Origin of the sequence: Planococcus sp. NCCP-2050, from assembly GCF_023708025.1 — a bacterium.
GTDB lineage: Bacteria > Bacillota > Bacilli > Bacillales_A > Planococcaceae > Planococcus.
In genome coordinates, this window is record NZ_BRCX01000003.1 from 241985 (window position 1) to 263135 (window position 21151).

13 protein-coding genes, 1 other RNA gene, 1 pseudogene and 2 other annotated features are annotated in these 21151 nt (G+C 48.3%); of the genes and pseudogenes, 12 read left to right on the forward strand and 3 right to left on the reverse strand.

Features of this window, described 5'->3' with window-relative positions:
- Positions 1-40: 40 nt before the first annotated feature.
- Both NFU07_RS12745 and dtd read left to right on the forward strand, forming a co-directional pair.
- Entirely contained in the window at positions 41-2233 is a 2193-nt protein-coding gene (locus NFU07_RS12745) for a RelA/SpoT family protein (RefSeq protein WP_251478690.1), read from the forward strand.
- 9 nt (positions 2234-2242) lie between these two features.
- A complete protein-coding gene (gene dtd, locus NFU07_RS12750; protein WP_251478692.1) occupies positions 2243-2683 on the forward strand; it encodes a D-aminoacyl-tRNA deacylase in 441 nt (146 codons plus the stop codon).
- Positions 2684-2903: 220 nt separating this feature from the next.
- On the opposite strand, the pseudogene NFU07_RS12755 reads toward dtd, so the two are convergent.
- Together NFU07_RS12755 and NFU07_RS12765 are read right to left on the reverse strand one after the other, a co-directional pair.
- Positions 2904-4096: pseudogene (locus NFU07_RS12755) on the reverse strand (IS3 family transposase).
- Between the two features lie 209 nt (positions 4097-4305).
- Positions 4306-5853 carry an N-acetylmuramoyl-L-alanine amidase family protein gene (locus NFU07_RS12765; RefSeq protein WP_251478696.1) on the reverse strand — a complete coding sequence of 516 codons (1548 nt, stop codon included), beginning with the start codon at positions 5851-5853 and terminating at the stop codon, positions 4306-4308.
- Positions 5854-6020: 167 nt separating this feature from the next.
- Positions 6021-6269, forward strand: a binding site (T-box leader).
- A 53-nt stretch (positions 6270-6322) separates the two neighbouring features.
- Between NFU07_RS12765 and hisS the strand changes: the two genes are divergently transcribed.
- The 4 genes from hisS to NFU07_RS12785 all read left to right on the forward strand — a co-directional run bounded on the left by hisS (position 6323) and on the right by NFU07_RS12785 (position 10484).
- Complete coding sequence (gene hisS, locus NFU07_RS12770; protein ID WP_251478698.1) at positions 6323-7603, forward strand: histidine--tRNA ligase; 1281 nt, start codon at positions 6323-6325, stop codon at positions 7601-7603.
- Positions 7604-7606: 3 nt separating this feature from the next.
- On the forward strand, positions 7607-9391 hold the full coding sequence (aspS, locus tag NFU07_RS12775; RefSeq protein ID WP_251478700.1) for an aspartate--tRNA ligase: 1785 nt from the start codon (positions 7607-7609) through the stop codon (positions 9389-9391).
- Positions 9392-9436: 45 nt separating this feature from the next.
- Positions 9437-9621: non-coding RNA, 6S RNA (gene ssrS, locus NFU07_RS12780), on the forward strand.
- A 98-nt stretch (positions 9622-9719) separates the two neighbouring features.
- On the forward strand, positions 9720-10484 hold the full coding sequence (locus NFU07_RS12785; protein WP_251478702.1) for a tRNA threonylcarbamoyladenosine dehydratase: 765 nt from the start codon (positions 9720-9722) through the stop codon (positions 10482-10484).
- Positions 10485-10663: 179 nt separating this feature from the next.
- Here NFU07_RS12785 and NFU07_RS12790 read toward each other — a convergent pair whose 3' ends face one another.
- Positions 10664-11953, reverse strand: a complete 1290-nt coding sequence (locus NFU07_RS12790; RefSeq protein ID WP_251478704.1) for a replication-associated recombination protein A — start codon at positions 11951-11953, stop codon at positions 10664-10666.
- Positions 11954-12087: 134 nt separating this feature from the next.
- Here NFU07_RS12790 and cymR point away from each other — a divergent pair, with 134 nt between their 5' ends.
- From cymR to alaS, 6 genes are all read left to right on the forward strand, one after another.
- A complete protein-coding gene (cymR, locus tag NFU07_RS12795) occupies positions 12088-12504 on the forward strand; it encodes a cysteine metabolism transcriptional regulator CymR (RefSeq protein WP_251478705.1) in 417 nt (138 codons plus the stop codon).
- 13 nt (positions 12505-12517) lie between these two features.
- Positions 12518-13651 (forward strand): cysteine desulfurase family protein, encoded by a 1134-nt coding sequence (locus NFU07_RS12800; RefSeq protein ID WP_251478707.1) that lies wholly within the window; start codon positions 12518-12520, stop codon positions 13649-13651.
- Between the two features lie 14 nt (positions 13652-13665).
- Positions 13666-14784: a tRNA 2-thiouridine(34) synthase MnmA gene (gene mnmA, locus NFU07_RS12805; RefSeq protein WP_251478709.1), complete on the forward strand. Its 1119-nt coding sequence runs from the start codon at positions 13666-13668 to the stop codon at positions 14782-14784.
- Positions 14785-14798: 14 nt separating this feature from the next.
- A complete protein-coding gene (locus NFU07_RS12810) occupies positions 14799-15458 on the forward strand; it encodes a tetratricopeptide repeat protein (RefSeq protein WP_251478711.1) in 660 nt (219 codons plus the stop codon).
- Positions 15459-15483: 25 nt separating this feature from the next.
- Positions 15484-17949, forward strand: a complete 2466-nt coding sequence (gene recD2, locus NFU07_RS12815; protein ID WP_251478713.1) for an SF1B family DNA helicase RecD2 — start codon at positions 15484-15486, stop codon at positions 17947-17949.
- 213 nt (positions 17950-18162) lie between these two features.
- Positions 18163-18369: a binding site (T-box leader), on the forward strand.
- Positions 18370-18461: 92 nt separating this feature from the next.
- Positions 18462-21086, forward strand: a complete 2625-nt coding sequence (alaS, locus tag NFU07_RS12820) for an alanine--tRNA ligase (RefSeq protein WP_251478730.1) — start codon at positions 18462-18464, stop codon at positions 21084-21086.
- The last annotated feature ends 65 nt before the right edge of the window (positions 21087-21151 follow it).

Below are 21151 nucleotides of genomic sequence, written 5' to 3' on the forward strand. Positions count from 1 at the left end.
AGATATACTTTTCGAAAAATTAAAAGCAAGGTGGGCAATTATGGCGAAAGATTTAGTAAGGACACCTGAAGACGTATTCGAGATGGTTGCGTCTTATATGAATGCCGATCATGTAGAAACAATTAAACGAGCATATGAAGTAGCGCTTAAAGCCCATGAAGGACAGCTCCGTAAATCCGGTGAACCGTATATCGTCCACCCGGTGCAAGTGGCCGGGATACTTGCAGAACTACAAATGGACCCAGCAACTGTCGCAGCAGGCTTTTTGCATGATGTCGTCGAAGACACGACAGTCAGCCGCGAAGACATTGTCCGTGATTTCGATGAAGAAGTCGCAATGCTTGTGGATGGCGTGACAAAATTAAGCAAGATTAAATACATGTCCAAAGAAGAGCAGCAAGCGGAAAACCACCGCAAAATGTTTGTTGCCATGGCGCAGGATATTCGCGTCATCTTAATCAAACTAGCGGACCGTCTGCATAATCTGCGGACTTTGAAATACCAGTCTGTCGAGAAACAGCGCATGAAAGCGAACGAGACATTAGAGATTTTCGCGCCGATTGCTCATCGTTTAGGAATTAATACCATTAAATGGGAACTCGAAGACACAGCCTTACGTTACTTAAATCCGCAGCAATATTACCGCATCGTCAACCTGATGAAAAAGAAACGCACCGAACGCGAAGAATACTTGAATAATGTCATGGATGAAATCCGCAAGCAGCTCAATGAAGTTGAGATAAAAGCGGATCTTTTTGGACGTCCAAAACATATTTACAGCATTTACCGCAAAATGGCGATCCAAAACAAGCAGTTTAACGAAATCTATGATTTACTCGCTGTCCGGGTGACGGTTGAAAGCATCAAGGACTGCTACGCCGTTCTTGGCATCATCCACTCCACATGGAAGCCGATGCCTGGCCGTTTCAAAGACTATATTGCGATGCCGAAACAGAATCTTTACCAATCGCTTCATACGACGGTAATCGGGCCGCAAGGGGATCCGTTGGAAGTGCAGATCCGTACAGAAGAGATGCACCGCATCGCAGAATATGGGGTTGCTGCCCACTGGGCCTATAAAGAAGGCAAAAAAGTCGATATGCCAAAGAATACGGTCGATTCGCGTTTGACATGGTTCCGTGAAATTCTGGATTTCCAGAACGAAGCGGATAATGCAGAAGAATTTATGGAATCATTGAAATTTGATCTGTTCTCGGATATGGTCTATGTTTTCTCGCCAAAAGGCGATGTGATCGAAATGCCGGCTGGCTCGGTGCCAATTGATTTCGCGTACCGTGTCCACTCGGAAATCGGCAATAAAACCATCGGCGCCAAAGTGAATGGTAAAATGGTCCCGCTTGATACCGAATTAAAAACGGGCGACATTGTGGAAATTCTCACTTCAAAGCAATCGTTCGGTCCTAGCCGCGACTGGCTGAAAATCGCCAAGTCAACGCAGACGAAAAATAAGATCAAGCAATTCTTTAAAAAGCAATTGCGTGTTGACAATGTCCAAAAAGGAAAAGAACTCGTCGAGAAAGAAATCAAAGCGCAGGATTTTATTCCAAAAGATGTGTTGACGAACGAAAACATCAAACGGGTTTGCGAGAAATTTAATTTCGCCGGCGAAGAGGATATGTATGCGGCGGTCGGCTTTAACGGCATGACTGCGCAGCAAGTCGTCAACCGGTTGGCTGAACGCGAGCGCAAAAAACGTGAGCAGGAAGAAGCGATCGAGAAATTGACCGTGGAAATGAAATCCCATACGCCGCGGAAACAAACGGAATCCGGTGTCATCGTGCGTGGCATCGACAATATGATGATCCGCTTGTCTAAATGCTGCAACCCGGTTCCAGGCGACAGCATCATCGGGTTTATTACGAAAGGGCGCGGGGTTTCTGTGCACCGTGCCGATTGCCCGAATATCCATGCCGACCAGATGGACCGATTGATCCCGGTTGAATGGGACAATTCGGGGCTTCCGGAAAAGAAAGACTACCAAATCGATATCGAAGTGGAAGCTTACGATCGCACCGGCCTCATCAACGAAGTGATGCAGATGGTCAGCGAAGCGAAAACGACCATCGCTGCCGTCAGCGGCCGAGCCGATTCGAATAAAATCGCGACGATCAACATGACGATCCTGATTCCGCATATTACGCATCTGAACCGGGTAGTGGAACGCATCAAACAGATTCCGGATGTCTATTCCGTTCGCCGCGTCACGAACTAAGGAGGAACTATGAGAGTTGTTTTGCAGCGTTCAAAAGAAGCATCCGTGACTGTAGACGGGGAAGTGACGGGTTCGATCGAATCGGGCTACGTCCTGCTTGTAGGGGTTACGCATGAAGATACACAAAAAGATGTCGATTACGTCGCAGGGAAGATTGCCCAATTGCGGTTGTTTGAAGACGAAGAAGGCAAGATGAACCGGTCGATTTTGGAAAACGGCGGAGACATCCTGTCGATTTCCCAGTTCACCCTTTACGGCGACGTGAAAAAAGGGCGCCGCCCGAGCTTTATCCAAGCTGCGCGCCCCGAAACGGCCGAACCGATCTGGGAAGCGTTCAACGACGCACTCCGAAACAACGGGTTGAAAGTGGAAACCGGCGTTTTCGGTGCAATGATGGATGTGGAGCTCGTGAACGACGGCCCAGTCACCATCGTAGTGGAATCGAAATAATAAAACCGGCTTGAAGGGGAGACCCTTCGAACCGGTTTTTTGTTTTATTTGCGGGAAAAGCCGCGTTGTTTGCGGAATAAACGAAGTTATGGTCTTCCGTCAAGAAAGTGGACACGGGGTTTTGAATTTTTTCATTGGGAAAAGGCTGCTGCGCTTCGCTTGCTCGGACAGCCGGTGCCAGCGGTTCATAACTGGACCGCTGCCCCCAACCGTCAATTGCTTACGAAACGCTCTTTTCCGTGAAGAGATGAAATTGCTTTTTCTCATACTCGACCGGCGACAGGTAACCGAGTGTCGAGTGGCGGCGCTTCGGATTGTAGAAGCTGTCAATGTACCAGCCGATGGCTGCCTTGGCTTCCGCCCGTGTCTTGTAACGAGTACGGTAAATGAGTTCTTTCTTCAAACTGGCATGGAAGGATTCGATGCACGCGTTGTCATACGGGTCGCCCTTTCGGCTCATGCTGATCTGGATTTCCTTGCCTTTCAAGCAATCAATATATTCGGTCGAGCAGTACTGGGATCCCCGATCGGAATGGTGAATCAGCGTCGCATCCGGGTTTCGGAAGATGAGAGCCTGCTTCAGTGCGGCAAGGGGCAATTCGGTTTTCATGGTGACGTCCAAGCTCCAGCCAACGATTTTTCGGGAAAAGAGGTCCATGACGCTCGCCAGGTAAAGCCAGCCTTCCATTGTCCAGATGTAGGTGATGTCGGTGACCCAGGCAGTGTTAGGTGCCGCCACCTGGAACTTGCGCTCCAGCAGGTTCGGATAGACGAACTGGTCATGCCGTGAATCGGTGGTCACTTGGAATTTCGCTTCCGGCAACGCACTCAGTCCCATCTGCTTCATATAGCGGCCCACGGTCCGCTCGCATACGGAATACCCCCATGCCTCCAAGTCTTCATGGATGCGTGGGCTGCCGTAGATGCCCCGGCTTTCGTAATAGGACTGGGCGATCTTCTGTTTGATTTCTTCCCGCTTTGCCTGGAGTTCAGACAGCTGGCTGCTGGCCAAGGTGGCTTGCCATTTGTAAAAACCGCTCTTGGAGACCCCGAGGACTTGGCACATCTTCACGACGTGATACTCATTTCGATGCGCATGGATGAACGCATAAATCACGTTTGGTTTCTAGTGAAGACATGCATGGCCTTTTTTAAGATGTCGATCTCCTCTTCCCGTTCCTGCAGACGCCGTTCGGCATCTTTGAGCCGCTGTTGCAGTTCGGTTGCGCTCATCAGTTGTTCCCGATCCGGATTCGCCAACCGATCTTTCTTTTCTTGATACTCAGATGCCCAGCGGCGGATCGTACACGCAACCAGATCCAGCTCGTAAGCGACTTCGGTGGCTTTTCTTCCATCGTCCACTATAAGTTTGGCCACATATTCCTTATATTCTTTGTCTTTTCGTTTGCCCATGTCTGACACGCCCTTTACTTAAGTAGTTTCAGTATGTCGAAACTCATTTGGTCGTGTCCACTTTTAAGTCTAAGTCTAGTTATTTGCAGAATAAAAGAGTTTATTTGCGGAATATCGGACTTTCTTTGCGGAATCATCGAGTTTGTTTGCAGAATACCCAAAATGCACAAAAAAACAATGCGGAAGAAAATTCTCCGCATTGTTTTTTCCTACTCTTCTAATTGTGCATCGAAATAATGGATAATGCCGTTGTACAAGCCAAGTGCAGCTTGGTCGCGGAATTTGCCGGTCGAAACGATGCGTTCGTCGTTGTAATTGCTGAGGAAGCCCAGTTCAACGAGAACAGCGGGCTGGCGGTTTTCGCGCAGCACTAAATAATTTCCGGGCTGGACGCCGCGGTCGCGCAGATCAATTTTCTTGCCGAGTCCCGCATTGATGTATTCAGCAAGCGGTTCTTGGTAATCATGCAGATAATAAGTGGTGAATCCAGAGACGCTGCTGTCATTTGTCGCATCGTAGTGAAGCGAAATAAAGGCGTCCGCCGCCACCTGGTGTCCAGTGGAAACGCGTTTTCTCAAATCAACATACACGTCGGACTGCCGTGTCAGCACCACTTCCGCTCCAGCAGAACGGAGATGGTGCGTCAAAGTTTCAGCCGTTTTCAAGGTCAGGTCTTTTTCTTCGGTATCGCGTGCACCGACCGTACCGCCATCATTTCCGCCATGCCCGGGATCGATGACAATCGTCAAGCCGTCTAATGTGCCAGCTTTTCGGTCAGGTTTTTCTTTCTTTTCTTGCTGGACAGTTTCCGTTTCACCGCTCGTCACGACCCAAGTCGCGATATAGGCATCTTGTCCGCCAGGCAAGGAAACTTGATACCAGTCGCCGTCTTGGCCGATGACTGATAAACGTTCTCCTGCATTTGTGCGGCTTACGACTTCAGAAGAAGTCGAAGGCTTCGAACGGAGATTGGTCCCATCCGTCAAGACGGTCACCACTTCCGTATCGGTGCCGGAAACAGCGTTTGCGCTTTGGTCGGATAAATGTCCGTGAAACGCATACACCCAACCGCTGTCATTCGCGCTCAGTTCAATTTCGACCCAATTGCCTTCCATCGATTTAATCGGGAAGACTTTGCCTTTACGCACCAAATCTTTCACGTCGGAATTCAGATCCGGTTTCGTGCGGACATTCAATGCATCTACAGCAATCTCAAAAGAAGATACTGCGGCCGCTTCAGGCGAGGGGCTGCTGACCGAGCTTTCGGAAACGCTTATGTATTGTTTGGAAACAAAGCCGCGTGTATTATGGAAATCGATTTCAACCCAATCACCGGTTTGTTGGACGATTGTCGCTTGTTCGCCTGCATTCATTTGCGTCAAGACGGATGACGATAAATCCGGCTGCGCGCGGACGTTCAAGCGGTCTACAGTTGAAACAGCGGTCTCGCCTGATGCACCACTTTCGGAAGCATCGCCCGTAGAAGTTGTCAGCCAAGAAGCGATCCAGCCGGTTTCGCCGTCGATATTCACTTCATACCATTCATCCGACTGCGACACGACGTTAACGGTTTCACCTTTAGACAAGGAACCGGTAACGCTATACGATAAGCCCGGACCGCTTCGGATATTGACGGTGGAAGCGGATATTTTCATATCCGTGCCAGCAGCATAGACAGCCGGAGCTTTTGCGGCAGGCAGGCTGCCGGCGGCCAATAAAATAAATAAAATAAGAACGATTGGCCATTTGCGGTTCATGTAGCACCTCCTTGGAACTTATTTAATTGGATTCGTGAAGAAAAGAAAAACGGCATGGAATTTCTTTTCACCTACTTTGTATTATTGTAAAAAAAACGGCGTTTGTCAAAAAAGGTTGACAAGGATTCAGGGAGTCCTTAAGATTAATCATTATACTCATATATTTAGATTTGCTGATGACGAAGAAAGTAATTGCATGATTGGCTGAAAAGAGAGGGGAAGTCCTGGGCTGTAAACTTTCCTGCAGGGATCTGTGATGAAAAACACTTCTGAGGCTTTTTTCTGAAAGGCTGAAATTCGGGCTTATTAGGAAAGAACGGAACCGGCCGTTACCCGGAATGAGAGGATGTGCAGCGTTTTTGTACATCAACTAGGGTGGAACCGCGGAAGCTTAAAACAGAGCTCTCGTCCCTTGCGTAAGCAAGGGGCGAGGGCTTTTTTGTTTGGAAAAAATAAGGGAGTGAAGAAAATGAGCATTCAAGCACCACGTGGCACATACGATATTCTGCCTGGCCAATCGGAGAAATGGCAGGAAATCGAACAAAAAATCAACGAACTATGCCGGCTTTATCAATACAAGGAAATTCGGACACCTGTATTCGAGCACACCGAATTATTCCAGCGCGGCGTAGGCGACACAACTGATATTGTTCAAAAAGAAATGTACACATTCCAAGACCGCGGAAATCGCAGTTTGACGCTTCGTCCGGAAGGCACAGCTTCTGTTGTCCGTTCGTTTGTGGAAAATAAATTATTCGGCTTGCCGGACCAACCGGTAAAATTATTCTATACAGGCCCGATGTTCCGCTACGAACGCCCGCAAGCCGGCCGCATGCGCCAGTTTGTGCAATTCGGGGTGGAAGCAATTGGTTCAAAAGATCCTGCGATTGATGCAGAAGTGATTTCACTCGCTATGGAACTTTACCGTTCCGTCGGTTTGAAAAAGCTGCGCTTAGTCATCAATTCGCTTGGCGACACCGAAAGCCGGCTTTCGCACAAAGAAGCGCTTGTGGCACATTTCGCCCCGCGCATCGATGAATTCTGCAGCGACTGCCAAACGCGCTTGGAAAAAAATCCGCTTCGCATCCTTGATTGCAAAGTCGACCGCGATCACCCATTGATGGATACAGCACCGTCACTTGCCGATTATTTAAATGAAGATTCGCAGGCGTATTTTGATGAGGTGAAAATGTATCTGGAAGAGCTTGGCATCGATTATGTCGTCGATCCGAACTTGGTTCGCGGCCTTGATTATTACAACCACACCGCTTTTGAAATCATGAGCGACGCTGAAGGATTTGGCGCCATCACGACACTTTGTGGAGGCGGACGCTATAACGGACTTGTCGAAGACCTTGGTGGACCGGAATCACCGGGAATCGGTTTTGCGATGAGTATTGAGCGTTTATTATTGGCATTGGAAATGGAAAAAGTGGAAATCGGCCAATCGCAGAATCTGGAAGTCTACGTGATCGCGATGGACGAATCAGCGAAGAAACAAGCGTTCAGCTTGCTCAAAGATTTCCGGTCAAATGGCATTTCGGCAGATATGGATTATACCGGACGCAAATTGAAAGCCCAGATGAAGTCAGCTGACCGCAAAGGCGCAAACTACGTCATCGTCATCGGAGAAACGGAAATGGAAAGCGGCAAAGCCGGACTGAAAGAAATGGCTACCGGCGAACAGCAAGAGCTTTTATTCTCCGAAATGGCTAAAACGATCAACAATAAGAAATCATTGGAGGAATAAAACATGTCGAGATCGCATTATTGTGGTGAAGTAAATGAAACTGTTATCGGACAACGTGTAACATTAAAAGGGTGGGTACAAAAACGCCGGGATTTAGGCGGTTTGATCTTCGTGGATGTGCGCGACCGCAGCGGCATCGTCCAAGTCGTCTTCAATCCTGAAATCTCAGAAGCAGCGGCAGCGATCGGTGAATCCTTGCGCAACGAATTCGTCGTACACATCGACGGACTGGTTGTTGCGAGAGCGGATGGCCAAGTCAACACAGCGATGAAAACAGGGAAAGTGGAAGTGCAAGTGGACCACGCTTCAATCATCAATGCTGCGAAAAACCCGCCTTTTGCGATTGAGGACAATACAGACGTCAGCGAAGACTTGCGTTTGAAATACCGCTACCTCGACTTGAGACGTCCGGCCATGTTCGAAACCTTCAAAATGCGTTCGGATATCACAAAATCGATCCGCAGATTCTTGGACACAGAAGGATTCCTGGAAGTGGAAACACCGATTTTAACGAAATCAACACCGGAAGGCGCCCGCGATTATTTGGTGCCAAGCCGTGTGCATGATGGCGAATTCTACGCGCTTCCGCAATCGCCGCAGCTCTTTAAACAGATGCTGATGGTTTCCGGATTCGATAAATATTACCAGATTGCCCGCTGCTTCCGCGATGAAGATTTGCGTGCTGACCGCCAGCCGGAATTCACACAAATCGATATGGAAATGAGCTTCCAGTCAATGGAAGACATTATCGGCATGAATGAGCGCTTGATGGTCCAGATGATGAAAGAAGTGAAAAACGTCGACATCGAACCGACATTTGAGCGCATGAGCTATACAGAAGCGATGGACCGTTTCGGATCGGATAAACCGGACGTTCGCTTTGGCCTTGAACTTGTCAATGTTTCAGATCTTGTGAAAGATTCTTCTTTCAAAGTGTTTACAGGCGCGATTGAAAACGGCGGCCAAGTGAAATTGATCAATGTCAAAGGGCAAGCGGCGAATTATTCACGCAAAGATATCGATGCATTGGGTTCATTTGCGGCTGTCTACGGAGCGAAAGGCCTTGCTTGGCTGAAAGTGGAAGCAGATGGCATTAAAGGGCCAATCGCGAAGTTCTTTGAAGGCGAAGCGGCAGAGGCATTGACAGAACGTGCAGAAGCGGAAGCAGGAGACCTTCTTTTATTCGTTGCAGATTCTGCATCTGTTGTGGCAGATACACTAGGCGCTTTGCGTTCGAAGTTCGGCAAAGAGCTTGGCTTGATCGACAGCTCGGTTTACAAATTCCTATGGATCACAGACTGGCCGCTATTCGAATACGATGAAAAAGAAGGCCGCTATTTTGCAGCTCACCATCCGTTCACCATGCCTTTCGAAGAAGATATCGATAAATTGGAGACAGAGCCGCAAAACGTCCGTGCACAAGCGTATGACTTAGTATTGAACGGCTATGAGCTAGGCGGAGGATCACTTCGTATTTACCGTCGTGATATCCAGGAGAAAATGTTCAGTGTTCTTGGCTTTACGGCAGAAGAAGCCCGTTCACAGTTCGGCTTCTTGATGGATGCTTTCGAATACGGCACACCGCCGCATGGTGGAATCGCATTCGGCTTAGACCGTTTGGTCATGCTGCTTTCAGGCCGCACAAACTTGCGCGACACAATCGCCTTCCCGAAAACAGCAAGCGCAAGCGACTTGTTGACGGACGCGCCGAGTCCAGTTTCAAAAGCACAGCTTGATGACTTAAGCCTATTGCTGAATGTTCAGAATACTGAAAAAGAACCAGAGTAAATTTCTTGTACAAATAAAAAGAGTGTGCTAACATACAATTAGTAGAGAATCCTGATGTGTTCGTTACGAGCAATTCAGTTTTGACCCAACATTTTGTCGTCGGGAGACCAGATTTCATCATGGCTAACATGCCTTAACGGGAAGTTATAAGTGATGGAGAGGTCACCCACCTGCTAGAAGCGGGTTCAAAAACGATGCGCAACACCAAGGACGGCACGATTGGGATTCTCCTATTATTTTAAAATTTCGCCCTCCGGCAATTTGTCGGGGGGTTTTTATTTGTGTATAATTCCTAGTAGAATGATCAACTTTGAAGGGCAGGGAACTTATGTTACATCAATTTTCAAGAAATGAATTAGCAATAGGCAAAGAAGGCATGGATCTTGTTAAAAATTCAACCGTGGCCATTTTAGGAGTGGGCGGCGTTGGGTCGTTTGCTGCAGAAGCATGCGCGCGCAGCGGTGTTGGCCGCATTATTTTAGTGGATAAAGACAATGTCGACATCACCAACGTCAACCGCCAATTGGTGGCGAATCTTTCGACCGTCGGCCAGTCCAAAGCGGAAGTCATGAAAAACCGCATTGCAGACATCAATACAGACTGTGAAGTGATTTCTTTACATATGTTCTATACGGAAGAAACGTATGAAGAATTTTTCAGCTACGAACCCGACTATGTCATTGACGCATCGGATACCATGATCTATAAAGTGCATTTGATGATGGAATGCTACAAGCGCGGCGTAAAAATCATTTCAAGCATGGGTGCTGCCAATAAAACAGACCCGACTCGCTTCCAAATCGCCGATATTTCAAAAACGCATACCGATCCACTAGCGAAAGTGATCCGCCGGAAATTGCGAGCAGCCGGCATCAAAAAAGGAATCCCCGTCGTCTTTTCCGATGAAAGTCCGATTATTGTCCGTGAAGACGTCGTTGAAACGGTAGGAAAGCCGAATGCGCCGATCCGCAAAGCGCAGATGCCGCCTTCCTCGAATGCTTTTACGCCGTCGACGGTCGGCTTGATCTGTGCGAGCTGGGTCATCAACGATATGACGAAATCGATCCATATCAACCGCGTACGCAATAATTAAAAACGATCCGGCTCGAGGTTTGAGCCGGTTTTTTTATGCGGAATTTTGCTGAACGCAAATAAACCGGGAGTGAACGCAAATAAATTCCGCTAACCGCAAATAAAACGTTCTAAGCGCAAATAAAAAATTTTGAACGCAAATAAAAGCCATTTCCGCATTTGGAAATGGCTTTCGATAACTTATTTTTTATTTTTCCGGAATGATTTTAGTTTTTCATAAATGCCGGCGTACTTTTTCTCGGCTCCGGCAATCACCGGCTTGTAGTATTCGGCTTTTTGCACTTCTTTCGGCAAATAATCCTGATCGACCCAGCCGCCGAACGAGCCGAGCGGTGTGTCATGCGGATATCGATAGCCGCCGTGGCCAAGTTCGGCACTGCCGGCATAATGCGTGTCGCGAAGATGCATCGGGATGTCGCCCGTCTCGCCTTTATTGATGGCTGAGATGGCAGCGTCGATCGCCCGGTAAGCGGAGTTCGATTTTTCGGACAAGCACATCTCGGCGACCGCTTGTGCGAGCGGGATGCGCGCTTCCGGCAAACCAAGGCGGTCAGCCGCCTGGCAGGCAGCGAGCACGTGGCCGCCGACTTCCGGATTCGCAAGGCCGATGTCCTCATATGCCATAACGAGCAGGCGGCGGGTGACGGCGGTCAAATCGCCGTTTTCCAATAAATGCGCCAAATAATACATCGCTGCATTGACGTCGCTGCCGCGCACGGATTTTTGGAGCGCGGACAGCAAATTAAAGAAATGGGAACCTTTTTTATCGCCAAACACGCCGACGCGCTTGATCATCTGTTCCACCATTTGGTCTTCGACAATAAATATATCGTCGATTTCGTCAGATGCGATGATGATGGACTCAAGCATAGTCAATGCCTTTCGGGCATCGCCGTTTGTGCCGTCTGCGATGCGCTCCACTTGCGCTGGTGAAATCTCGATTTTTAAATTGCCGAGTCCGCGTTTTGGATCACTCAACGCCGTATTCAGCAAGTTCACGATATCGTCATGCGTCAACCGCTTAAGCTGTTTGATTTCACCGCAGCGGGAACGGATCGCGGGGTTCACGTCATGGAACGGATTTTCAGTCGTGGCACCGATCAAAACGATCGCGCCGCTTTCCACATGCGGCAACAATGCATCTTGCTGAAGTTTATTGAAGCGATGGATTTCGTCCAGGAATAATAAGACTTTCCCAGTCATGCGCGATTCTTTGACCACGTCTTCGACATCTTTTTTGCCGGAAGTCGTCGCATTCAGGGCGATGAACGGCAATTTTGATGTGCCGGCGATGGCGTGGGCGATCGAAGTTTTTCCGATGCCCGGTTCGCCGTACAACAGCATCGACGGAATATGGCCGTTCTGGATCATTTTATATAACGCCGTATGCGGGCCGATGACATCCTGCTGGCCGACCACTTCGTCAATGGTGCGCGGACGCATACGGAATGCTAAAGGTTCGTTCTGCAATCAAAAAATCTCCTTCCGTACATTCGTTCTATTAGTATATCGTTTTGCCAAATAAAAGTCATTGCAAGTCCATTCCCGACAAATATGCTATACTATTTTGAAGAATAATTGGAATCTGACTCAGAGGTGTAAGCATGAAAATTTCAACAAAAGGCCGCTACGGCTTAACGATTATGATCTCACTCGCCAAACATTACGGAGAAGGGCCGATTCCGCTCCGGAAAATTGCGGCAGAATATGATTTATCCGAAGCGTATCTGGAACAATTGGTGGGTCCGCTTCGCAATTCAGGGTTAGTGAAAAGTGTGCGAGGCGCATACGGCGGCTATATGCTGACGCGCGACCCGAAAGAAATTTCCGCTGGAGACGTCATCAAAGTGCTTGAAGGCCCGATCCAGCCGGTCGAAGGCATCGAAGACGAAGCTCAGCCGCAGCGCGAATTGTGGATCCGCATCCGCGACGCAGTTAAGAACGTGCTTGAGACGACGAGCATAGACGATTTAGCCAATCAAAAAGACGATAATAACGAAAATTATATGTTTTATATATAAGGAGACAGTTAAAATGAATCGAATTTATTTAGACCATGCAGCCACTTCTCCGATGCATCCGGAAGTGGCTGAAACCTTTTCCGAAGCGCTTCTCACCGTATTCGGCAATCCATCAAGCATTCACGGCACCGGACGTACTGCGCGCAAGACATTGGACGACGCACGCCGTGTATTCGCTGCGAGCATCCATGCAGACGACCCGGAAATCATTTTCACAAGCGGCGGCACCGAAGCGGACAATATGGCGATCTTCGGCACAGCAGCCAAAAAAGACGGCAAACATATCATCACGTCGCAGATTGAACACCACGCCGTTTTGCACGCTTGCGAGAAATTGGAACGGGAAGGCTACGAGGTCACTTACTTGCCGGTTGACGAAAAAGGCCTAGTCCGAGCAGAAGACGTGAAAAAAGCGCTGCGGGACGATACAATTCTAGTGACCATCATGCTAGGCAATAATGAAGTCGGAACGGTTCAGCCGATTGCTGAAATCGGTAAGCTGTTAAAAGATACGGACGTCACATTCCATACAGATGCCGTCCAAGCATACGGCGTTTTGCCGATTGACGTGGAAGCGCTGAATGTCGACCTTCTGTCGGTATCCGCGCATAAGCTCAACGGGCCAAAGGGCATCGGTTTCCTTTACCAACGAAAAGGAACACCACTGTCGCCGATTTTATTTGGCGGCGAACAGGAACGGAAGCGCCGTGCCGGAACGGAAAATGTACCGGCGATTGCAGCGTTCGCAAAAGCGGTTGAAATTTCGCTTGCGACGATGGACGAGCGGGCAGCAGCCTACTCAAACTATAAACAGATTTTCAAAAACGTTTTGACGAATGAAGGCATCGAGTTTTCGGAAAACGGCGGCAATCAGATGCCGCATGTTCTGAATCTAAGCTTGCCGGGAATTGATATCGAATCATTCCTCGTTAATTTGGATATTGCAGGAGTTTCCGCTTCAAGCGGATCGGCTTGTACGGCCGGTTCCATCGATCCGTCGCATGTGCTCGTTGCGATGTTCGGGGAAAAAGCGGAGCAATTGCGCAATTCCATCCGTTTCAGTTTCGGCATCGGCCTGACGGAACAACAAATAACTGAAGCTGCCCAAAAGACAGCACAAATCAGCAAGCGTTTAGCGCTGCTATGAAAAGGTGATAAAAAATGACGGTAAAAGCTCCACAAGATACACGCGTTGTCGTCGGCATGTCCGGAGGAGTTGATTCTTCGGTCGCCGCGTATTTATTGAAAGAACAAGGGTATGACGTAATCGGAATTTTCATGAAAAACTGGGATGACACCGATGAGAACGGCGTCTGCACAGCGACGGAAGATTACGAAGACGTTATCCGTGTCTGCAACCAGATCGGTATTCCGTATTATGCCGTGAATTTCGAACAGCAATATTGGGACAAGGTTTTCACGTATTTCCTTGAAGAATACAAAGCCGGCAGAACGCCGAACCCGGACGTCATGTGCAATAAAGAAATTAAATTCAAAGCATTCCTGGAGCATGCACTTAGCCTCGGTGCGGATTATTTAGCGACAGGCCATTACGCTCAAGTAGAACATGCAGAAAACGGCGAAACGAAAATGCTTCGCGGCAAAGACAATAACAAAGACCAAACCTATTTCTTGAACCAATTGAATCAAGAGCAATTGTCGAAAGTGATGTTCCCGATCGGCCATATGGAAAAGAAAAAAGTGCGTGAAATTGCACTTGAAGCAGGACTTGCGACGGCAACGAAAAAAGATTCGACAGGCATCTGCTTTATCGGCGAACGCAATTTCAAGGAATTCCTTGGTCAATATTTGCCAGCGCAGCCAGGATCGATGGAAACGCTTGAAGGCGTTAAAAAAGGCTCACATGACGGTTTGATGTATTACACAATCGGCCAGCGCCAAGGACTGGGAATCGGCGGCGCCGGAGACCCGTGGTTCGTCATCGGCAAAGATCTGGAAAAGAACATTCTTTATGTCGGCCAAAATATCAATCATGAAGCCCTTTTCTCAGATAGCTTGTCTGCGGTAAACTTAAGCTTCACGTCAGATACAGCACCGACAGGCATTTTGAAATGCACGGCGAAATTCCGTTACCGCCAGGCTGATGTTGGCGTAACAGTGGAATTCAAAGGTGAAGAAGCGATTGTGACATTCGACGAGCCGGTACGTGCCATCACACCAGGACAAGCGGTCGTTTTCTATGACGGCGAAGAATGCCTCGGCGGAGGAACAATCGACCGTGTGTTCAAAAATGGTGTACGTCTGGAATATGTAGGTTAATGGGAGAGACGAATATGAATTACAATGAAATCGGAATTCAAGCCTTGCAAGAAGGCAATACAGAAGAAGCGATCAAAGCTTTCACGAAAGCGATCGAAGAAGAACCGGACAACGCCCTTGGCTACATCAATTTCGGCCACGTGCTGACTTCGATGGATGATATCGAGCGCGCTGAACGCTTTTTCCAGAAAGCGATCACGCTCGATGAAACATCAGCGACCGCTTATTACGGGTTAGCGAACCTTTATTTCAATGTGGAGCGTTTTGCAGAAGCCTTGAAATTATATGAAAAAGCAGTTCAATACGGTCTTGAAGGGGCAGATGCCCACTTCATGATCGGCAAATGCTTTGAAAAGCTGGAACAGCCGAAATTGGCGCTCCCTTATCTTCAGCGTGCCATTGAACTGGACCCGAAAGACGTCCAAGCGCGGCTCAGCTACGGCATCACACTGGCGTCGATGGAATTGTTTGACCTGGCAGAACCGCAATTTTTGCAGGTGTTAGAACATGAGCCGGACCATGCAGATGCCCATTACAATCTGGGTGTCTTATATGCCGTATCGACTGACCGTACGCAAGATGCCATGCATCATTTAAAGCAAGCTTATACGTTGGATGAACGAAACGAAATGGCTCGTTACGCCTATGATATGATCGCAACGAAACTGCAGTAACCACGGAAGAAAGGAGACGACAGACATGACCGGACAAATCGATTTATTCCAGGAAGAAGTGCAATTTGTACTGGGCAGGCCCGTCGTCTCGATTTTTCACAATCCCCAGAATCTATTTTCCATCGCGAAAGTGAAAATCCAAGAGACGAACACCTCCTATACTGAAAAAGAAATTATTGTCTCCGGCTATTTCCCGAAATTGTCGCTGGAAGAGCAATACCGGTTTACAGGCTCGGTAAAAAACCACCCGAAATACGGGGTGCAATTTCAAGTGGAGACCTTCACAAAAGAAGTGCCTGAAACGGAACAAGGCATCGTCCACTATCTATCGAGCGATATGTTCAATGGCATCGGCCGTAAAACTGCGGAAACGATTGTCAAAAAGCTCGGGAAAGATGCCATTAAAAAGATTTTGGAAGATCCGGAAGCACTTGATGCCGTACCGCGCCTTTCAGATGACAAAAAAGACACTATCCGTTCCACGCTGCAGATGAATCTCGGACTAGAGCGCGTGATGATCCAATTGAACGATTGGGGTTTCGGTCCGCAAGTCGGTATGCGGATTTATCAGGCTTACCGTGAAGAAACGATCGATGTGTTGACGAAAAACCCCTTCCGATTGATTGAAGAGATTGAAGGCATCGGGTTTCAGCGGGCAGATGAACTGGGAGCAAAACTCGGCATCACTGGCGCGCATCCGGATCGCATCAAAGCGTCGATTCTGCATTTATTGAACCAGGCGTCGCTGTCTGAAGGCCACGTTTATATGGATGCGAAAAACTTGATCCCGCTCGTCAAAGAGATGCTCGAATCGAGCCAGCGCGACGAGATATCCATCGAAGCAATTTCCAAAGCGATGATCGAGCTGAATGAAGAAAGCAAAGTGGCGGGTGAAGAAACCCGCCTCTATTTGCCGTCTTTGTATTATTCGGAAGTCGGCATTGCGACAAAACTCGAAACTTTGCTCGGCTCGCAGGCAAACCGGGACCGTTTTCCGGCGTCAGAAGTACGGCGTGCACTCGGTGAAGCGGAAGAGCGGCTCGGGGTGAATTATGCCGAAACGCAGATTGAAGCGATAGACGGCAGCATCAATTCTTCAGTCATGATATTGACTGGGGGACCAGGTACTGGGAAGACGACGGTAGTCCGCGGCCTCGTCGAAGTGTATGCGGAACTGCACGGCTTATCTCTCGATCCGAAAGACTACGCGAAGAAAAAAGAGCCGTTTCCCATCATTCTCGCTGCTCCGACCGGCCGCGCTGCAAAGCGCCTGAGTGAATCGACGGAACTTCCCGCCATGACGATCCATCGCTTGCTCGGCTTTAACGGCCAGGAAAAAGAAGAAGAAACGGAAAAGGAAATCGAAGGGCGTTTGATCATCATCGATGAAATGTCGATGGTTGATACGTGGCTTGCGCATCAATTGCTGAAAGCTGTTCCGGACGATGCCCAGATTATTTTTGTCGGAGATCAGGACCAACTGCCGCCAGTCGGACCGGGCCAAGTGCTGCGCGACCTGCTTGAATCAAAACGCATTCCGACGGTCGAGTTGAAAGACATTTACCGCCAGACTTCCGGTTCATCGATCATTGAACTTGCCCACCAAATGAAAAAAGGCCAATTGCCTGCAGATATTACAGCAAAAACATCAGACCGTTCGTTTATCAAAGCAGGTGCGGATCAAATAGCTTCTGTCGTCGAGAAAGTGGTCAAGAGCGCCTTATCAAAAGGGCATTCGATCAAAGACATCCAGGTGCTTGCGCCGATGTACCGGGGTCCGGCTGGAATCGATGCCTTGAACCGCATGATCCAGGAAATGGTCAACCCGAACCCGGATGGTTCACGAAAAGAACTGGTCTTCGGCGACATCACGTACCGGATCGGCGACAAAATCCTGCAGCTAGTAAACCAACCGGAAAGCAATGTCTTCAACGGGGATATGGGTGAAGTGATTGCGATTCTAAAAGCAAAAGAAACGGTGGAGAAGCAAGACATGCTCGTCGCGTCGTTTGACGGCATTGAAGTGACCTACCAGCGCAGTGATTTGAACCAGTTGACGCTCGCGTATTGCTGTTCGATCCATAAAGCACAAGGATCGGAATTCCCGACAGTCATCATGCCGGTCGTCCGCGGTTATATGAAAATGCTGCGGCGCAACCTTCTTTATACAGGCATTACCCGCAGCAAAGACTTTTTGATTCTTTGCGGAGATCCGCAAGTGTTCCGCTACGGAGTCGAACGGACTGATGATGTGCAGCGAATGACGACGCTGAAGAAACGGTTGCAATTGTCTGCGGAAGAACCTGTGCAGGAAACGGCTGTTGCTGAAAAAGTTTCGACGGCTGAAGCAGTGGCGATCACTAAAACAGAAGCTCAAACAGCTGCGCCGAAAACAAAAGGCCCGGCAAGTTTGACGAATGAAAATGTCCACGTCATCCATCCGCTCGTCGGCATGGAAGGCGTCACGCCGAAAGATTTCATGGAAGTGTAAGGGGCGTTCGCTTATGGCGAGCGCTTTTTTTCTTGAAGATTTCCGGATAGAAGCGTATTTCTTTAGCTTCTGGGCGTATTTTCTGGATAACTGTGCGTATTTCCACTTTAACCGAGCGTATTTCGTCCATTACTGGGCGTATTTCAAAATTTTGCGGATAAACGCTGCTATTGACACACCTAAACCTTTTTCTATATAATTCAATTTATAGTAAACAACACATTGATGGAGACAGTATAATTTTGCAGTTGACCAGAAAAAGGTTCCTTAGGCTGGAAGAACCTTCTGCTTGCGATTTTAGAAAGCTACTCCGGAGTGCAGCTAATCCCTGCCGTCACGCTGCGTTAAGGCATAATGAGAGACACGGATGTTTTCCGTGTAATTAGGGTGGTACCGCGAATTAAAGCCTTCGTCCCTTGCGCAAGCGCAAGAGATGGAGGCTTTTTATTGTGCCCTCGCCTAGCGCTTGCAGCCTACCTAGCTTTAGCCAAAAGAATCGAGGAGGAATTAAGATGAAAAACATGAAAGCTGCAGACATCAGAAGATTGTATATCGAATTCTTTAAAGAAAAAGGCCACGATCAAGAACCGAGTGCACCTTTAGTCCCGTTTGAAGATCCTTCCTTATTGTGGATCAACAGCGGTGTAGCAACTTTGAAAAAATATTTTGACGGACGCGTGATTCCGGAAAACCCGAGAATCGTCAATGCACAAAAGTCGATTCGGACAAATGATATCGAAAATGTCGGAAAAACGGCGCGCCACCATACTTTCTTTGAAATGCTCGGGAATTTCTCGATCGGTGATTACTTCAAAAAAGAAGCAATCCACTGGGCATGGGAATTTCTAACAGACGAAAAATGGATGGGCTTTGACGCTGAAAAGCTTTCTGTAACGATCCATCCGGAAGATGAAGAAGCTTACAGCATCTGGTTGAACGAAGTCGGTGTGCCGGCTGAACGCATCATTCGGTTAGAAGGTAATTTCTGGGATATTGGAGAAGGCCCAAGCGGCCCGAACTCGGAAATCTTTTATGACCGCGGCGAGAAATACGGCAGCGACATGAATGATCCGGAATTGTATCCAGGCGGGGAAAACGACCGTTACCTAGAAGTATGGAACTTGGTATTCTCCCAGTTCAACCATAATCCTGACCATACGTATACTCCGCTTCCGAAACAGAACATCGATACCGGAATGGGCCTTGAGCGCATGGCTTCTGTTGTTCAAGATGTTCCAACAAACTACGATACGGATCTTTTCACGCCGATCATCGCAAAAACGGAAGAAATTTCAGGCAAGAAATACGGCGAAGACGGGGATGCTGATATGGCATTCAAAGTTATTGCTGACCATGTCCGTACAGTCGCATTCGCAATCGGAGACGGGGCGCTTCCGTCCAATGAAGGACGTGGATACGTTCTGCGCCGCCTGCTGCGCCGGGCTGTCCGCTACGCGAAAAAATTGGGCATCGAAAAGCCGTTCATGTTCGAACTTGTGCCGGTTGTCGGTGAAATCATGAACGATTTCTATCCGGAAGTGACGGATAAACAGGATTTCATTATCCGCGTCATGAAATTGGAAGAAGAGCGTTTCCACGAAACCTTGCATGACGGCTTAGCAATTCTTTCGACAGTTGTCGAGCAGCAAAAAGCAGCGGGCCATTCTGAAATTCCTGGCGAAGACGCATTCCGTTTGTATGATACGTACGGATTCCCGGTTGAATTGACAGAAGAATATGCGGAAGAAGAAGGCATGTCCATTGACCACGATGGATTTGAAGCAGCGATGCAAGCGCAGCGCGACCGTGCACGCAGTGCGCGCCAAAACGTCAACTCGATGCAGACGCAATCGGAAGTACTCGGGAATATTAAAGAACCGAGCGAATTTATCGGCTATACGCAAACAGTTGCGGATGCAAAAGTTCTTGTCATTATCAAAGACGGTGAGTTAGCTGAAAGTGCGCATGAAGGGGAAGAAGTGCAAGTCATTCTCGACCAGACGCCTTTTTATGCAGAAAGCGGCGGGCAGATTGCCGACCACGGAAAATTGACGAACGATTTAGTGAAAGCGGTGGTTCTTGATGTGAAGAAAGCGCCAAATGGCCAAAGCCTTCATTCAGTTCGAGTGGAAACTGGGGAATTGACGAAAGCATCGGTTCACGCACAAGTGGATTCAAGTGAACGTCGCCACACCGTCAAAAACCACACGGCAACCCACCTATTGCACCAGGCATTAAAAGATACTTTGGGAACACACGTCAATCAGGCAGGTTCATATGTCGGGCCAGATCGCCTGCGTTTCGACTTCTCTCATTTCGGGCAAGTGACAAGTGAGGAACTGGAACAGATCGAACGAATCGTCAACGAAAAAGTCTGGGAAGGCATTTCAGTTCAGACCGGCTACCATAACCTGCAAGAAGCAAAAGACATGGGGGCTATGGCTTTATTTGGTGAAAAATACGGAGATGTTGTCCGAGTTGTTGAAATTGGCGGCTATTCGCTTGAACTTTGCGGCGGTGTCCATGTAACGAATACAGCTGAAATCGGCGTCTTCAAAATTGTTTCCGAAAGCGGAATCGGTGCGGGTATCCGCCGTATTGAGGCGGTAACGGGCAAAGGGGCTTATGAAAACTTGAAAGAAAGCGAGAACTTGCTTGAAGAAACAGCTGGCTTGATGAAATCTTCTACGAAAGATCTGATCCAGAAAGTCCAATCGTTCCAGCAGGAAATGAAAAACCTCCAACGCGAGAACGAATCGCTGATGGCGAAAATTTCGAATGCCCAGTCTTCAGAAATTATGTCAGCTGCACGTCAGATCGACGATATCACGGTGCTTTCTGCTAGAGTTGAAGCGAAAGACAATAACCAATTGCGCCAAATGATGGATGACTTGAAACAGAAGTTTGAGAAAGCCGTTATTGTGTTAGGTGCAACAGACGGTGAAAAAGTCATGTTGGTTGCAGGCGTGACAAAAGAATTGGCAGGCGGGAACTATCACGCTGGACAAATCGTCAAACACGTAGCTGAACTTTGCGGAGGCAAGGGTGGAGGCCGTCCGGACATGGCGATGGCCGGTGCAAAAAATCCAGGCAAACTCGATGAAGCGTTAGAATCTGTCTACAACTTGCTCAAATAGGTTTAATAAATGGAAGATATCGTTTATAATGAGATTCAGGCAGTGAGAACGTTTATCTCCTATCT

Excerpts from the sequence above, each read along its gene's own strand:
- NFU07_RS12745 (WP_251478690.1), top strand. The coding sequence starts at position 41 with ATGGCGAAAGATTTAGTAAGGACACCTGAAGACGTATTCGAGATGGTT.
- dtd (WP_251478692.1), top strand. The coding sequence starts at position 2,243 with ATGAGAGTTGTTTTGCAGCGTTCAAAAGAAGCATCCGTGACTGTAGAC.
- NFU07_RS12765 (WP_251478696.1), bottom strand. The coding sequence starts at position 5,853 with ATGAACCGCAAATGGCCAATCGTTCTTATTTTATTTATTTTATTGGCC.
- hisS (WP_251478698.1), top strand. The coding sequence starts at position 6,323 with ATGAGCATTCAAGCACCACGTGGCACATACGATATTCTGCCTGGCCAA.
- aspS (WP_251478700.1), top strand. The coding sequence starts at position 7,607 with ATGTCGAGATCGCATTATTGTGGTGAAGTAAATGAAACTGTTATCGGA.
- NFU07_RS12785 (WP_251478702.1), top strand. The coding sequence starts at position 9,720 with ATGTTACATCAATTTTCAAGAAATGAATTAGCAATAGGCAAAGAAGGC.
- cymR (WP_251478705.1), top strand. The coding sequence starts at position 12,088 with ATGAAAATTTCAACAAAAGGCCGCTACGGCTTAACGATTATGATCTCA.
- NFU07_RS12800 (WP_251478707.1), top strand. The coding sequence starts at position 12,518 with ATGAATCGAATTTATTTAGACCATGCAGCCACTTCTCCGATGCATCCG.
- mnmA (WP_251478709.1), top strand. The coding sequence starts at position 13,666 with ATGACGGTAAAAGCTCCACAAGATACACGCGTTGTCGTCGGCATGTCC.
- NFU07_RS12810 (WP_251478711.1), top strand. The coding sequence starts at position 14,799 with ATGAATTACAATGAAATCGGAATTCAAGCCTTGCAAGAAGGCAATACA.
- recD2 (WP_251478713.1), top strand. The coding sequence starts at position 15,484 with ATGACCGGACAAATCGATTTATTCCAGGAAGAAGTGCAATTTGTACTG.
- alaS (WP_251478730.1), top strand. The coding sequence starts at position 18,462 with ATGAAAAACATGAAAGCTGCAGACATCAGAAGATTGTATATCGAATTC.